Raw genomic sequence first — 16366 nt, forward strand, 5'->3', positions numbered from 1 at the left:
TCAAACCTTACGTAAAGAGGTAAGATGTCAGAACGTAAGCCACAAGTTGCAGTAGTTATGGGGTCGTCAAGTGACTGGCCAACCATGGCTCATGCCTGTGAAATCCTCGATCAATTCCATGTCCCTTATATGAAGCAGGTTATTTCTGCTCACCGCACTCCAGAGCTTATGGCTGAGTTTGCTCATGGTGCGCGTGAGGCAGGATTGCGTGTAATTATTGCTGGCGCGGGTGGGGCAGCGCATTTACCGGGTATGATTGCTGCACAAACAACATTGCCAGTCATCGGTGTTCCAGTACAGTCACGCGCATTAAGCGGGCTGGATTCTCTACTATCTATTGTGCAAATGCCAGGTGGTATTCCAGTTGCAACCACAGCTATTGGCAATTCTGGTGCAACAAATGCTGGTTTGCTTGCAGTGAGCATGCTGTCTACTACTGATAGTGAGTTAGCTCAGGCACTTGAAGACTATCGTGCCGGATTGAAAGACAAAGTGGAGGAATCGAATGCCGAGCTTGTCTGAAAGTACACAAGGTAAGATACAAGCATTGCAGCCTGGAGATACGATTGGTATTGTTGGTGGCGGTCAGCTTGGTCGCATGATGGCGCTTGCAGCAAAATATATGGGGTTGCGCATTGGTGTGCTTGATCCTACCCCTGATTGCCCAACCGCACAGGTTGCAGATTTTCAAATTATTGCCGACTACGATGATCAGGACGCTATTCGGGAATTAGCAGACCGTAGTGATGTGCTGACCTATGAGTTTGAGAATGTTGATGCGGATGCTTTGGACGCTGTAAGCGATATTGTGGCTATTCCGCAAGGTACGGATTTACTTCGTGTGACACAGAATCGCATTCGTGAGAAATCGTTTATTAATGGGCTTGGTATTGCAACTGCTCCTTGGCGAGAGGTACATAGTCAAGCTGAAGTTCGCACAGCTGTGAGTGAGCTTGGTCTGCCTTGTGTGCTCAAAACTGCTGAGGGCGGCTATGATGGACACGGTCAGCTGGTATTGCGCGAAGAAGCTGATTTTGATCGTGTTTGGTCAGACGATAACTTCCCACAATCTATTGTCGAAGGCTTTGTCGATTTTGCTTTTGAAGCTTCGATTATGGTTTCTGGCGACGGTGATCATTATGTTACGTTCCCAGTAGTACGCAATGAGCATCGCAATAATATTTTGCACATGACCATAGCGCCTGCTGATGTTGATACTGAAGTTGATGCTATTGCTCATCAATTGGCCACTACGCTTGCACAAGGGTTCAAACTGGCGGGAACGTTAGGTATTGAGCTGTTTGTGACCTGCGATGGTCGCGTGTTGGTCAATGAGCTTGCACCTCGTCCGCATAATTCTGCGCATTACACAATTGAAGCGTGCTCAATTGATCAGTTTGCAGCACATATTCGTGGTATTAGCGGTTGGCCTCTTCCGCAGCCTCGACTACTAGAGCCGGCGGTTATGGTTAATGTGCTCGGGCAGCATATTCCAGCAGTGCGTGCTGCTGCATTAACTCATGCTGATTGGTTTGTTCATGATTATGGCAAGGCACAGGCTAAGCATAATCGCAAAATGGGGCATGTTACTGTGCTATGTGGTGATCGCAATCCAGTCGATGTTGCGAGCGAACTTGAGCGCACCGGTATTTGGGAGCAATAGCTGCCTAGTGCGGATATCATCGTGCTAGTAATACGTATGAGGCTGCAACGCTTGAGTTGCAGCCTTTTCTTATTTTTGGGATTTGGTAGTGGTTGGGTGGTTGAATGCTTGAACTGTGTTTTGTATGTTTAGGCTAGTAACTTATACATGCTGAATTTTTCAGAAGAACTTTCAAACCTTAATTGCTATAAACCAAAATCATGACGTAAATACATGCAAGTGCACACCATATTGGTGTTATTGCTATCGATATCTGACGATTGTATTGCAAAGCAAAAAGAAAGCATGATATGCGAACGACGCTGTTCGTATAGATGCTCATTCACTGATATTTGTTTATCTATACATAACAATAGCCATATGCTATTGGAGTGAGTGAGATCTAGCGCTGGTTGGCGATGTCAAGAGCGTTTTCAATAACACGCTCATTAGCACCTGCGTTAGAAATCATCATAGATGCACCGGAAAGAGAAAGTCCGCGAAGAATTGCCTTCTTAATATTCATTTTGTACTCCTTGTTATTTGTAATTTAGATTTTTGTATGGTTAGTTTTAGTTTTAGCTTTAGCGCTTTTCGGTTTCACGCAATGTGTCGATAAGTGCCTGTGCGACAGCTGGTGAGCTGGTCTGAGACAGAGTGTACAAAGTTGCGCTGCGAATGAATGCTTGCTTGAGATTCATTGTTGTTCCTTTCTTGTGTATTTCTTCCTGACGATTATTACTATAGCGCAACCACAAGATTTGCGCAAGCGTTTGTGCAAAGTACTTACCGGTTGGTTGGTACTATTGATGTTTACGGCGTGTCGTATATAGAATTGTTGAAATATATGGGTTCTATTTATGAATATAAGATGAACTACAATAAACATGGCAGTGAGATACTGGAGAAAATGAGCTGTTAATTACTTCACAAATACTTCTATTTAATAGTGGGTTATCAGTAATTGCGCAATCGTTTGCGCAACATGAGTATGGAAACGAAATATTGAAGTACGAGTTTGTGCAAGCTTCTGCAGTTCGATAATACAGTTCAACGGTCTTGTATCAAACTGATAAATGTTTATAATCTCAAGTAGTACAAGACGATTGATAAGGGTGAGTGTAGTGGCGGAACGTAAAGGGAATACAACATCTCCATCAAATACTAGCGTTGGATCATCGAGAACAACTGCTCAAAAAACAGCAATACATAATCAACTGCGTCAAACACAAGACTTTATTTCGGCTCAAGAACTCCATAAACAATTGCAAGAACAAGGCATACGCATCGGCTTGGCGACGGTGTATCGTCAGCTCAATGCGTTAGCTGCAAGTGGTCATGCGGATACTTTGCGCATGGGTGGAGAGCAGCTGTTTCGAGATTGCGCAGAGCGCTCTCCGGAACATCACCATCATTTAGTGTGCGAACAATGTGGTAAAACGGTAGATATAGAGCCGCCTGAGGAGCAATGGTTTACTCAAGTGGCACAGCATCATGGGTTCAAAGTGCGTACGCATGTTATAGAAATATTTGGTATATGCCAAGAGTGCGCACAATAGTGTATTTGCGTATGGTAGAAATACGGTAGAAGTAGTGCTTAGTGTTCTTTGGTGATAGTGTTAAGGCGCTAGGAAGAGTGTATTTATAACATAAGCAATTGAGGCAATATGGCACTGACGCAACGCGAAGAAGAAATATTGGCATGCATTGAGCAAAATCCAATGATTTCGCAACAGGAGCTTGCATCCATGCTTGGTATTACTCGTTCTGGTACTGCAGCACATATTTTTAATCTGATGCGCAAAGGATATATTCAAGGTAAGGGGTATATCGTCTCTCCAGCGCAGTATGTTGCCGTTGTTGGTGGTGTAAATATTGATATTCATGGTATGGCCAGTGAACACGTAGTGGGCTTAAGTTCAAATGTCGGGCATTTGGTTACTTCTGTTGGTGGTATTGCACGCAATGTTGCCTACAATTTAACAAGTTTTGGGATTAAGAATTATCTTGTGGCACTGTACGGCGATGATGCCAATGGTAAATTATTTAAGGAAGATGCGCGGCATCACAATATTGATATTACTCGATCGTTGCAGGTGCATGATAAAGCCAGTCAGTATCTATCGGTGGTTTCCGCTAGTGGAGAGCAGATTGTAGCGCTTGATGATATGGGGATTAGTTCGGGGATTACTCCTCAGTTTCTTCAGCAACGGTTAGGGTTGTTTACCCAAGCTGCGATCACTGTACTTGATACCAGTCTTTCGCAGGAAGCCATTGCATGGTTGTGTGAGCATGTGCATAAGCCAATATATGCGCGTGTAGTTTCTGTTAATAAGGCACAGCGATTAGTTTCGGTGCTTGACCGTATTGATACGTTAGTGTTAGCAGCTACAGAAGCGCAGCTTGTTTCTGGTATTGATGTGCGCAGTGTAGATGATGCTGTGCAGTGTGTACGCGTGCTGTGTGAAGCTGGTGTACGCACAGTAGCGCTATTGCTTAATGCAAGCACTGCTGTTTTTGCTCAAGAACATGAAGTATGGTTGGCTCGTATTCCTGAGGAATTGCTCGGAAAGCATTTAAGTAATGGTGCGCCGACTGCAATATTGAGTACATTAGCATGGCAGTATATAGAACAAGAGCATACTTTTCAAGAGATTATTGGTATGGCAATGGCGAGTGCTTCTTTGGTGCTAGATAGTGTTGAAGCAACTTGTACTGATATGACTGCCGAACAAGTAGAGCGTCGGGCTTTGTCAATTGAAGTGCAGCGGGTGCAATAGTGTAGTTTGCATGTACAAAGTGGTGCATAACAGTACATTGTATTGAGCAACACGCAATAAACAAAAGTTGTGCTTAATAAACACATGTTGTATATTGGGTGTTGGTTAAACGCTTGACCTATGTGTAATCAGTGTGGATACGATAGGAAGAGGAGGAAATATGGAAGCAATGAAGCCCCAAAAACCATACGCTATAGTTATCGGCGGCATGAATATGGATATTTGTGGTCGCCCTCATACAACCGTAATTGATCGAGACTCAAACCCTGGTGTAGTAAGTTTATCTGCAGGTGGAGTAGGACAAAATATTGCACAAAATATGGCACATCTTGGCATACCAACATATTTAATAACTGTCTATGGTGATGATGCCAATGGAAAATCATTAGCAGATGCATGCGCAGCAAATAATATTCATTTAGACTATGCTGCACAATTGCCTGGAAGACGTTCGTCTACCTATATGTTTATTACTGATGAAACAGGCGATATGTTAGTTGCGGTTAATGATATGGATATTTGTAAAGAAATAACACCGCAATTTTTGCAAGAACGCCTTGAAGTGATCAATCATGCAGCCATCTGTGTACTTGATGCTAATTTAGAGCCTGAAACCCTTACATGGATTGGCGAACATGTTACAGCGCCGCTTTTTGGAGATACTGTATCAACTATTAAAGCCCATCGTTTTGAGCCAATTCTAGATAAAATGACGATGCTCAAGCCAAATGATTTGGAAGCATCAGTACTTACCGGCATTAGTATCACTAATCAATACACTGCGGGTGCTGCGGCAAAGACCTTACTTGATCGAGGCGTTGCTCATGTATTTATATCGCTCGGGGCGCACGGCATGCTTTGTGCAAAACATAGCGAACAAGGATATGACTTTATCCATGTGCCTCCATACAAAACCAATATTGCTACAGCTAATGGTGCTGGCGACTCTGGTATGGCAGCAATAGTGTGGAGTTTCTTTGACAATCCAGATCGTGAATTGCAAGAAGTTGGGCGTATCGCACAAGCTGCATCAAGTATTGCTCTGGAATGCACTAAAGCAGTTCCAGATATCACTGTTGAGCGTATGTATAAGAAAATGCAAACTGATGTAGAAATCAACGCACAATAAAGAGTACGCAAGAAAATCAGTGTGCGGCAAGGTTTTGCCAATACATTTCATTGAAAAATTATCAATATACCAATACAGGGGGAGACTATGGTAGTTAAACAAATCTATTCCATTATTGAATACGAAGAAGCATTGCAAACTATTGCAGCAGGCGCTGACCATCTAGGGCTTGTACCGATGCAACATGGAGGTGTACCAGCACATCGTGTGCCACTTGAGCGCGTCGATAAGATTTTTGCAGCATGCCGCGAACATGGTGTAGTAGCAGTGGCTATTATGCTCACCAATGATCCTGATGAGATGATCGAACTAGCCCAGCGCGTTAAGCCAGATATTTTGCATATTGCTGGAGATGGGTATGCAGCAGACGAGGCGTTTGCCCAGCGTCTGAAAGAAGCAGTGCCAGGGATTAAGCTGATGCAAGCGGTGCTTGTAGATAATGCTACCGCCATAGATCGTGCAAAACAATACGCGCAGTATTGTGATTTTATTCTCACCGACTCCGGACTCGCGCCTGATACCGGAATCGGAGCAAGTGGCCTTACTCACGATTGGAGCATTGATGCTGCAATCGTACGCGAATGTGGCAAGCCAGTTATTATGGCAGGTGGGCTTGGTCCAGATAATGTTGCAGATGCTATTAAACAGTGCCACCCATATGGCGTAGATTCACTAACAAAGACCAGTATTAAATACGAAGGTGGATTTATGCAAAAAGATATTGCACTGGTCAAGAAATTCTGCGAAGAAGCAGATAGAGCTGCATCCCAGCTTGCATAAGCACAGTAGGAGTTGAAATGGATTCATTATCAATATCCATGGTACAACCAGTGCAAGTAGTATACAGTGAGCATCTCGCGCAAAGCCTTGTCAGCATTTGCGATAGAGAAGGCTACTCCCGCGTGCTGGTGGTAACAGATAGTGTTATACATTCGTTAGCACCAGTGCAAGAGGCGATTGCTGCACTTGAACAAACTGGCAGGCAGATTGCAGTATTCGATAGCATACATGCAGATCCTCATATAGCAACGGTTGATGATGGAGCAGCACGCTATCGTGAACATCAAGCCGATTGTATTCTTGCCATTGGCGGTGGCAGTGTGCTCGATGTTGCACGAGGAATTGCCATTGTGGCGACGCATGGCGGCAGCATTGCCGACTATGTAGAACTCTCTGGTAGCAATGGTCAGCCAAAACGTCGCGCTACTCAACGATGCCAGGGTCTTATCAGTGTGCCAACAACATCAGGTACAGGTAGCGAACTATCTAATGCGCTCATTGTAACTGATGAACATGGTAATAAACTTGCTGTGCTGGCAGATAATGCAACCAGCACATATGCGGTGCTCGACCCTACATTAACGCTTAATTTGCCGCAACGCATGACTATTGCTACTGGTCTTGATGCTTTTTGCCATGCTGCAGAAGGCTACCTATCGGCTTTAGCTAATCCGATAACGGATGCAATAGATGAAAAAGTTATGTTCTTACTCTATAACTATCTGCCTCGCGCAGTAGCTGATGGCAACGATCTTGAAGCTCGCCGTAGAGTAATGATTGCAGCAAGTCTGGCAGGTTGGAGTCTCAACCAAGCAGGTACTATTGTCGGTCATTCAATAGCACATGTGCTGGGAGCTCAACATCACATCGTGCATGGAGAGGCAGTGGGCTATGCGCTACCAGCAGTTGTGGAATTTGTTGCTGACGTGCGTGAACACAAAGTACGGGAGATTGGCAAAATTTTGGGTGCGCAAATTCCAGACCATGCTCCCCTCGATCAGGTACGAGCTATTGTCGTTCGTGCCATTTTGGAATTTAGAGATTCTATGCTTGGACTACACCCATTTGAAGATTATGGCATTAGCCATGAAACATTAGTATCCTACGCGCCTGCAGTTGTTAATGAACGATTTGCTGGTAACACGCCAAAACCAATAGATACTGCGGATGCCGCATGGTTACTAGAACGTTTTGGCAGTCGAAAATAGATTTCAAATACTGTGTACAGCAGGTATTTGCAGAAAGGAACACAATGACAACACCGATTATTTTGGATTGCGATCCAGGACATGATGACGCAGTTGCTATTTTATTGGCAGTTGGTAATCCTGAAATCGAGCTACTAGGAGTGACCACTGTTGGCGGCAATCAAAGCCTTGAAAAGGTGACTTATAATGCTCGAGCTGTTTTAGAAAAAGCTCATGCAACTGATATCCCAGTTTATGCTGGCTGCGATAGACCTATTGTGCGTACTCAAGAAGTTGCAGCATCCATTCATGGTGAAACGGGTCTTGACGGTGTTGAGCTTCCTGTGCCAAGCCGTCCACTTGAATCCACGCATGCTGTTAACTACATTATTGACACTATTATGAGCCACGAGCCGGGTACCATTACCTTAGTGCCGACCGGCCCTCTCACCAATATTGCTATGGCAGCACGCTTAGAACCAAGAATTGTTGAGCGTGTGAAAGAAATTGTATTGATGGGCGGTGGCGTTCATGAAGGCAATTGGAGTGCGGTAGCAGAATTTAATATTAAAGTTGATCCAGAAGCGGCACATATTGTGTTCAATGAGCCATGGAAACTTACTATGGTTGGTCTTGATGTAACGCATAAGGCTCTGTGCACTCCTCAAGTACAACAGCGTATTGAAAGTCTTGACACTGATTTGGCTCACTTTGTTTCTGGACTTATGGATTTCTTCCGTAAAACATATCAGGACAATCAGGACTTCATTGATCCTCCAGTGCATGATCCTTGCACAGTAGCATACCTGATTGATCGTTCAGTAATTGAGACCCGCCGTTGCCCACTCGATGTTGAAATTCATGGTGAAACCACGTTGGGTATGACTGTTGCCGATTTGCGAGGGCCAGAACCAAGTGAAGAAGAGTGCCATACACAAGTTGGTCTGGGTCTGCATGTTGAACGCTTCTGGGATTTGGTAACTGACGCTATCAAGCGTATCGGCTAACACAAACTTCATATAGGAACCAAGTAAAAGGACATATGATGACTACTACAAAGTCAGAACCAATGTTAGATCAAGGTGGAAAATCTATTGTTGCCTTGATGACTGCTCTTATGGCTGCAATTTTCGCATTCCAGCTCAACGCTTCTATGCTTTCTCCAGCACTTACTACAATGCGTATCGAGTTGAATACCACCGATGCACAAATTGGTTTAACACAGACGGTGTTCTTCACATCATGCGCAGTGTTTTCTCTATTCCTGCCGCGTTTAGGTGATTTAATTGGTCGCCGCAAAGTACTGCTGGGAATTTTGACACTTACCGCTGTGGGTTGCGCTATTTCAGCACTATCTGTGAACGTAACCATGTTGATGATTGGACGTGTAGTTCAAGGTGTTGCTGGTCCTATTGTGCCAATGACACTGATTATGCTGCATCATAAGGTTACTGAAGATGCACGGTATGCACGACTGATGGCAATCCTTACCTCGGTAAACGGTGGTATTGGCGGCGTAGATGCTATCTTGGGAGGCTGGCTTGCTGGCACATTCGGTTTCCGTTCAGTATTCTGGGTGATGGTTGGTGTAGCAGTGCTCGCCATTATCATGGTATTTGCATGGAGCGAGGAAAGCACCGCAAGTGAAACGCCAAAGATGGATTGGGCAGGTGTTATTTTCCTTGCCGCAGCATTCTTGGCAGCATATTTGGCCATCAATGAAATTCAGAAACTCGCTGACGCAAATTGGGTGCTGGTTATTGTAGAAATTGTTATCGCAGCAGTACTATTCGTGGTGTTCTGGAATGTGGAAAATCGTCAGCAGCACCCAATGGTTACTACTCACTATTTGAAGCAGCGCCGTACTTGGGGTCTGTTACTGACCACACTGCTGACTATGACTGGTGTATTTGCCATTATGAACGGTATCGTTCCAGCACTTGCACAAGATAGCGAATTTGGCACTGGTATGAGTGCTAGCGTAGTGTCCTTTGCTACACTGACACCATATGCTCTTGTTGGTTTAGCTTTTGGACCTGTTGCTGGTATTTTGGCTTCACGATTCGGCTATCGTATGGTGCTGCGTGGTGGTCTGATCGCCAGCGTAGTATTTGTGCTCTTCGGTATCTATTTATGCAAGGTTCCTAGCATTTGGGCTCTCGTTGTGTTGTCAGTTGCGCTAGGTATTTCTTATGCAGGCACTGCCAATATTATGCTTAACGGTTTGGGTATTGTGCTTTCCCCAGAGGATAATCCTGGATATCTGCCAGGTTTGAATTCTGGCGCATTCAATTTGGGTGCAGGTTTAAGCTATGCAGTACTGTATGCTGCTCAAAAGGCACTGACTGCTTCTAGTGGCGCAACTGCAGGATATATTGCTGCGATGGTTGCTGGATTGATTCTATTAGCTCTGGCATTCTGCTCGTCATTGCTTATTCCTAAGCCAGCACAACACCAGTAATACATATTGCGCGAAGCGGTTGTATGAGAGTGAAATACCCGCATACATAAATCAATAGTGTGCGTGAGCTTTGCGGACATATAATAATCGGGGTTTTCCCATTGTGGAAGACCCCGATTATGTATAGCAAATGCAGTAGTTACGACTATGCATAGACGCGTAGTTGTACGTACAGATATGCAGGTACTGCAATCTTGCACATAGTGCCTTACTTAAGCAGCGTGCAATGCTTTAGCGCCAATGTCATGACGATAGAACATTCCTGGAAGCTCTAAAGCATCAAGAATTTCATACACGCGATCTTGAGCCTGCTGCAATGTTGGTTGTGAAGTTTCGATTAAGAATACACGCCCAGAGTTTGCTACGATATGCTCAGCATCCTCGCCCTCAACACCAGCATAATACACATGAGTATGATCATCGAATTGAGGAAGCTGAGGAACCTGCGCTCCTTTAATAACAGCCGTAGGATAGCCCTCGGATGCCACAACCACGCCAAGAGTAGCGCACTGCGTATCCCAAACAAATTCTGGAGTCTGACCTTTCAGCAGATTGCTAATAGCTAGCCCCAAATCGCTAGTAAGCTGTGGCAATACCACTTCAGTTTCTGGGTCTCCAAAGCGAGCATTAAACTCAATCACTTTAGGGCCATCAGCAGTAGCAATAAGACCGGCATATAAAATACCAGTAAATGGAGTGCCTTCATCCACCATAGCTTGAGTGACAGGGCGAATAATCGTATCGATTGCCGTAGTCACCATATCCTGGCTAATTTGAGGCACAGGGCTGTATGCACCCATACCTCCAGTATTTGGACCTAAATCATGATCAAATGCGCGCTTATGGTCCTGTGAAATTGGCATAGGCCAGAACTCATTGCCACGCACAAAGCACATCAGTGAAAATTCTTGACCTTCAAGGAATTCTTCAATCACCACACTAGCTCCAGCTGAGCCAAATCGATGATCAAGGAAAATCTCTTCAAGAGCATGCAAAGCGCTATCCATATCCATAGCAACAGTAACGCCTTTGCCGGCAGCTAGACCATCAGCTTTAACCACAATTGGTGCACCAACGTGCTCAACATAAGCTTTTGCTTGTTCATATGATGAAAAACTTGCATATGCTGCAGTTGGTACGCTGTGGCGCTCCATCAATTCTTTAGCAAATGTCTTAGAACCCTCAATTTGCGCTGCTGCACGATGAGGGCCGAAAGCAGGGATTCTAGCTGCTTCAAAATCGTCAACGATTCCCTCAATCAAAGGCACTTCGGGTCCGACAAACACCCAGTCAACATTATTTTGGCGAGCAAAATCAATAAGTGCTGCATGATTAGACTCACTTAATTGCACAACATGAATACCGTCACGTTGCATACCGATATTACCAGGCGCACAATATACAGTTTCCACACTTGCTCCACGCAAAAGTGTATGTGCGATAGTATGTTCGCGTGCTCCCGAACCAATAACTAGAATACGCTGTCCCATAATGCTCCTTAGCTCCTGCGCTTGTACAAGGATGTGATAGAAGTGGGTTTTGGTAGAGAAAGGTTTGTAGTACTGCAATACTATGCGAATACTACGCGGTCTTCGCCTGACTGCTCAACAATACTGCCAATAATATGATATGGCTCATTAGCATCGTTAAGCAACGCAGTGGCAGTATCTAATTGTTCTGGCTTAATAGCAAGTACCATGCCAATGCCCATATTGAAAATATTGAACATTTCCACATGATCAACCTGACCTGCACGTTCAATAACATCAAAAATAGGTAGTACTGGAACATCATTAAGCGAAATCTGCGCAGCAAGCCCCTGAGGAATCATACGCGGAATATTCTCAATAAAACCACCACCGGTAATATGTGCTACACCACGCACTACACCAGCTTTGAACAGTGGCAGCAACGTTTTCACATAAATACGAGTTGGTGTCAGCAGCACTTCTCCAAGTGTTTTGCCACCGAACTCGTCAAGCACAGTATCGACACTGTAACCAGCCTGTTCAAATAATGCCTTGCGTACTAAAGAAAAGCCGTTAGAATGTACTCCGCTTGAAGGAAGCCCTACAAGCACATCGCCTTCGCAAATGGTAGAACCATCAACAATGGCGGATTTTTCAGCAACACCAACAGCAAAGCCTGCTAAGTCGTATTCGGTAGGGTCATACATGCCAGGCATTTCTGCAGTTTCTCCGCCAATTAAAGCGCACCCAGCCTGCACACAACCATCAGCAACGCCAGCAACAACCTGCTCAAGCAGTGCTGGATCATTAGCGCCGCATGCGATGTAGTCAAGGAAAAACAGTGGTTCTGCGCCTTGTGCCGCAATGTCATTAACGCACATTGCCACGCAGTCAATGCCTATGGTGTTGTGCTGGTGTGCCATATTAGCCACCATCAACTTAGTACCTACGCCGTCAGTACCAGAAATCAGTACAGGTTCTTGGTATCCAAGAGAGGCGAGGTCAAATAGACCGCCAAAACCGCCAAGTCCTCCTAAAACCCCTGGCCGTTCAGTACGTTTGACATGTGCTCCAATACGGCGCACAACCTCATATCCCGCTTCTACGCTAACTCCCGCATTTTCGTAGGCTGATGGCATGATATTCCTTTCGGTGTGTGCCGCACGGCCGTACCTGCGGCAGATTTAGTTGCAGGTTTTGGCTAGTTTTGGCTCTTTACTTCGTGTTGCTCGGTATGCACTACGGTATTAGTGGTGAATTCGTTACCAATATACGTACTTGCATCATGAGCGAAACGAGGAATACGTTCGCGATCTTCTTGGGTAAGGGATGCAAGGAACTCTTCCTCATAATCACCCAGTGCAGTTGGATAATCCCCGTTAAAGTACGCTACACATAAGCCTCCATATGGAGCATCGGCATGAAGTCCAATGGAGTCCACTAGTCCTTCAAGGCTTAAGAATTCCAAGGAATCTGCGCCAATATAATCACGAATTTCTTCTACAGACTTTTTCGCAGCAATTAACTCTTTGGTAGTGGAAATATCAATACCGTAGAAGCATGGGTATTTCAATGGCGGTGAGGAGATGCGCATATGAACTTCACTCGCTCCCGCTTCGCGCAAAAGCTGCACAATACGGCGTGATGTTGTACCGCGCACAATAGAATCGTCGATTACCACTACACGTTTGCCTTGTACCACGCCGCGCACTGCAGCCAGTTTCATACGCACGCCTTGTTCGCGCAATTCTTGTGTAGGCTGAATAAAAGTTCGTGCTACATACTGGTTTTTAATTAAGCCCATTTCATTAGGCAAGTGAGCAGTTTCTGAATAGCCGCTTGCTGCTGAAAGCGAGGAATTTGGTACGGCAATAACCATATCCGCATCTACTGGAGCCTCTTGAGCAAGGCGAGCGCCCATACGTTTGCGAGCAGAATGGACATTGACACCATAAATATTGGAATCAGGACGTGCGAAATAGATAAACTCCATCGAGCAGATAGCAAGCTGCGTCTGATCGGTGTATGTGGTGATGTGGTATCCGCTATCGTCGATAACGATGATTTCACCCGGGCGAATATCGCGAATAAGCTCAGCGCCCACAATATCCAAAGCGCAAGTCTCTGAAGCTAATACGTAAGCGCCGTTACGCATTTGCCCGAGCGACAGCGGTCTAAAGCCGTTAGGGTCGAGTGCGCCAATCATAGCGTCTTCAGTAAGCAGTAAGTAAGCAAATCCGCCGTGTACTTGGCGCAGGGATTCCTTAAGCTTATCCATAAATGTTGGCTGCTGTGAGCGGCGCAGCAAATGCATAAGCACTTCTGTATCAGAATTAGAGTGGAAAATAGCACCCTGATCTTCAAGCTCTTTGCGCAATGACTGGCTATTGGTGAGATTGCCGTTATGTGCTAATGCCATATCGCCATCATTAAAGCGGAATAAGAATGGCTGAATATTGTCAACTGATCCGGATCCTGCTGTGGCATAGCGCACGTGACCGATAGCACGACTACCTTGTAGTCGAGTAATCTCACGTTCGTCGCTAAATACTTGTGTCAGTAGTCCTAGGTCGCGGTGACCAATTAAATGACCTTGATTATTGGAAACAATGCCTGCACCCTCTTGTCCGCGGTGTTGCAAAGCATGGAGACCAAAGTATGTAAGACGAGATGCGTCGGGGTGTCCCCAGACGCCGAAAATACCACATTCTTCGTGAATGTCTTCGAGTTCGACGGACATGCCTAATGGCTTCCTTCCTCAAGTAGGGAAATAGAAGTATTGCCAATCGTTACGCGACTACTCTAGCAATCAGTGTTGATATTAGGCAACATTATTTCTGAATGTGGATACCGATGAAGAGACACCAACATCTTTGATTCGAACATTTGTTCTAATTTTGGTATAGTGTAATCAAAGAAAGGAGCATAATGCATACTTCAACACAGAGCAGTACCCAGCAGCACACCTATATTGCCATTGATTTGAAGTCTTTTTATGCTTCTGTAGAATGCGTGGCGCGAGGGCTTGACCCATTAACTACGCATCTGGTAGTAGCTGATGCCAGTCGCACAGACAAAACCATTTGTTTAGCAGTTTCGCCGTCATTGAAGGCTTATGGTATTGGAGGACGTGCGCGTCTCTTTGAAGCTAAACAAGTACTCCAGCAGGTCAATGCTCATCGCATCATGCAGGCTCCACACCATAGATTTACTGGTAGTGCTACTCAAGTATATGATCTTGAAACCCATAGCGAATACGCGGCTGACATGATTATTGCCAAGCCACGCATGGCACAGTATTTGCAAGTAAGTGCCCAAGTATATCGCGTGTATTTGCAATATGTTGCTCCAGAAGATATCCATGTGTATTCCGTCGATGAAGTATTTATGGACGTCACCCGATATTTACGAACTTACCAATGTAATGCGCATGAGCTGGCTACTCGTGTTATTCGCGATATTATGCGTTCCACTGGTATTACAGCAACTGCTGGAATTGGCAGTAATTTATATTTATGCAAAGTCGCTATGGATATTGTGGCTAAACATATGCCTGCTAATAGTGATGGCGTGCGTGTAGCAGAACTGGATGAATACCGCTATCGCAAACTGCTGTGGGCGCATACGCCTATTACTGATTTTTGGAGAGTAGGGCGTGGACTTGCCAAGCGATTAGCATCGTTAGGGTTGATGACTATGGGTGACATCGCGCGTTGTTCATTAGGCAAGGCTTCTGATTATTACAATGCTCAGCTGCTATATAGCACTTTTGGTATCAATGCGCAGCTTCTTATTGACCACGCATGGGGTTATGAATCATGCACGATTGCTGATATTAAAGCATATAAACCAGCGCATACCTCGTTAAGCTCTGGTCAAGTGCTACAAGAACCATATGATTATGCTCACGCATTATTAGTGACTAAAGAAATGACGGATGCACTTGTTCTTGATGTTGTTGAACAGCATTACCAAGTGAGCAATATAGCGCTCGCTATTGGGTATGAACGTGTGTCTGCACAAGAAGTTGCTTATGTGCCAGAGCGTGCAGCAGCGCAGTATGCGCATTATCGCCAGCAGCATGCTTTGGCGCATGATCATTATGGCAGGGTAGTTCCTAAACCAGCTCATGGGTCGGTAACGCTGCCAGTGCCTACAGCTTCTGGAACGCGATTGCGGGAGGAAATTGTGAAGCTGTATCGCGCTATTGTAGATCCGACTTATATGATTCGGCGTATCACCTTATCGTTTAATGACTTAGTGCCATCATATGCGCCTCATCTTCACTATGAGCAGCCTGATCTCTTTGCACAACTTGCGGCACACGCACAGGCTGATAAGGATATGCGTACTCAACAGGATACTCGTATACAACAGTCTACGAGCACAACTACAGAAGAGCGTGAGCTACAAGTTAGTCATACATTGCGGGATATTCAGCAAAAATTTGGACGCAGTGCCGTAATGAAGGCGATGAATCTCGAACAAGGTGCTACAGGGTTGCAGCGCAATCGGCAGATAGGAGGTCATGCCGCATGAAAAAGTTATTGGCCGTCACATCGTCTATCGCAACAGACGCAGAGTGGCAGGAAATGGCTGCTACTTTACCGTTTGCTTCAACACAGCGGTATAACGATATTATGGATTGTCTCCATCCGCAGCCTCACGGACGTGCTCCATTGAGTGCAGCACAGCGAGCAGCACAATTTATGCCTTTTGCGGCATTAAGTGGATATGAAGCATTAGTACGGCGTACTGCACAAGAACAATTGGACGCAGTAACGCAAGCTGACACACCAGTAGATGGCATAGAGCAAGGTTGGGTTCCTGCATAGCTGAATTTTGATATCGATATCGTATTTCCACGAAGCTAACAAATACGAGACTGCCTACTTGCATAACAGTCATACAGTAGCTA

General features: G+C 45.2%; 15 protein-coding genes. 11 read left to right on the forward strand and 4 right to left on the reverse strand.

What is annotated here, in order from left to right:
* The first annotated feature begins 24 nt into the window (after positions 1-24).
* Positions 25-522, forward strand: a complete 498-nt coding sequence (purE, locus tag IEU85_RS00570) for a 5-(carboxyamino)imidazole ribonucleotide mutase (protein WP_188354313.1) — start codon at positions 25-27, stop codon at positions 520-522.
* Positions 506-1663, forward strand: coding sequence for a 5-(carboxyamino)imidazole ribonucleotide synthase (purK, locus tag IEU85_RS00575; RefSeq protein WP_188354314.1), 1158 nt, complete (start codon positions 506-508; stop codon positions 1661-1663). Before purE ends, purK begins: the two co-directional genes overlap by 17 nt.
* A gap of 382 nt (positions 1664-2045) precedes the next feature.
* Here purK and IEU85_RS08765 read toward each other — a convergent pair whose 3' ends face one another.
* Positions 2046-2168, reverse strand: a complete 123-nt coding sequence (locus IEU85_RS08765; RefSeq protein ID WP_268234201.1) for a hypothetical protein — start codon at positions 2166-2168, stop codon at positions 2046-2048.
* A gap of 598 nt (positions 2169-2766) precedes the next feature.
* On the opposite strand from IEU85_RS08765, the gene IEU85_RS00580 reads away from it, so the two are divergent.
* The 7 genes from IEU85_RS00580 to uriT all read left to right on the forward strand — a co-directional run bounded on the left by IEU85_RS00580 (position 2767) and on the right by uriT (position 9979).
* Positions 2767-3201: a Fur family transcriptional regulator gene (locus IEU85_RS00580; protein WP_229714661.1), complete on the forward strand. Its 435-nt coding sequence runs from the start codon at positions 2767-2769 to the stop codon at positions 3199-3201.
* 108 nt (positions 3202-3309) lie between these two features.
* On the forward strand, positions 3310-4422 hold the full coding sequence (locus IEU85_RS00585) for a PfkB family carbohydrate kinase (RefSeq protein ID WP_188354316.1): 1113 nt from the start codon (positions 3310-3312) through the stop codon (positions 4420-4422).
* A 160-nt stretch (positions 4423-4582) separates the two neighbouring features.
* Complete coding sequence (locus IEU85_RS00590; RefSeq protein ID WP_188354317.1) at positions 4583-5551, forward strand: carbohydrate kinase family protein; 969 nt, start codon at positions 4583-4585, stop codon at positions 5549-5551.
* An 87-nt stretch (positions 5552-5638) separates the two neighbouring features.
* Positions 5639-6331 (forward strand): phosphoribosylanthranilate isomerase, encoded by a 693-nt coding sequence (locus tag IEU85_RS00595; RefSeq protein WP_188354318.1) that lies wholly within the window; start codon positions 5639-5641, stop codon positions 6329-6331.
* Positions 6332-6348: 17 nt separating this feature from the next.
* Positions 6349-7539 (forward strand): iron-containing alcohol dehydrogenase, encoded by a 1191-nt coding sequence (locus IEU85_RS00600; RefSeq protein ID WP_188354319.1) that lies wholly within the window; start codon positions 6349-6351, stop codon positions 7537-7539.
* Positions 7540-7583: 44 nt separating this feature from the next.
* Entirely contained in the window at positions 7584-8525 is a 942-nt protein-coding gene (gene uriH, locus IEU85_RS00605; protein WP_188354320.1) for a uridine-preferring nucleoside hydrolase UriH, read from the forward strand.
* A 38-nt stretch (positions 8526-8563) separates the two neighbouring features.
* Positions 8564-9979, forward strand: a complete 1416-nt coding sequence (gene uriT / locus IEU85_RS00610) for a uridine transporter UriT (protein WP_188354321.1) — start codon at positions 8564-8566, stop codon at positions 9977-9979.
* Positions 9980-10191: 212 nt separating this feature from the next.
* Here uriT and purD read toward each other — a convergent pair whose 3' ends face one another.
* The 3 genes from purD to purF all read right to left on the reverse strand — a co-directional run bounded on the left by purD (position 10192) and on the right by purF (position 14188).
* On the reverse strand, positions 10192-11469 hold the full coding sequence (gene purD, locus IEU85_RS00615; protein ID WP_188354322.1) for a phosphoribosylamine--glycine ligase: 1278 nt from the start codon (positions 11467-11469) through the stop codon (positions 10192-10194).
* 80 nt (positions 11470-11549) lie between these two features.
* The gene (gene purM, locus IEU85_RS00620) at positions 11550-12587 is read right to left on the reverse strand and encodes a phosphoribosylformylglycinamidine cyclo-ligase (protein ID WP_188354323.1); all 1038 of its coding nucleotides are present in this window, start codon (positions 12585-12587) and stop codon (positions 11550-11552) included.
* A 62-nt stretch (positions 12588-12649) separates the two neighbouring features.
* Complete coding sequence (gene purF, locus IEU85_RS00625) at positions 12650-14188, reverse strand: amidophosphoribosyltransferase (RefSeq protein ID WP_188354324.1); 1539 nt, start codon at positions 14186-14188, stop codon at positions 12650-12652.
* Between the two features lie 188 nt (positions 14189-14376).
* On the opposite strand from purF, the gene IEU85_RS00630 reads away from it, so the two are divergent.
* Both IEU85_RS00630 and IEU85_RS00635 read left to right on the forward strand, forming a co-directional pair.
* On the forward strand, positions 14377-15987 hold the full coding sequence (locus tag IEU85_RS00630) for a Y-family DNA polymerase (RefSeq protein WP_188354325.1): 1611 nt from the start codon (positions 14377-14379) through the stop codon (positions 15985-15987).
* Complete coding sequence (locus tag IEU85_RS00635; RefSeq protein ID WP_229714662.1) at positions 15984-16283, forward strand: hypothetical protein; 300 nt, start codon at positions 15984-15986, stop codon at positions 16281-16283. The genes IEU85_RS00630 and IEU85_RS00635 overlap by 4 nt, the downstream gene beginning before the upstream one ends.
* Positions 16284-16366 lie beyond the last annotated feature (83 nt).

The organism is Galliscardovia ingluviei, from assembly GCF_014635685.1.
Classification (GTDB): Bacteria; Actinomycetota; Actinomycetes; order Actinomycetales; family Bifidobacteriaceae; genus Galliscardovia; species Galliscardovia ingluviei.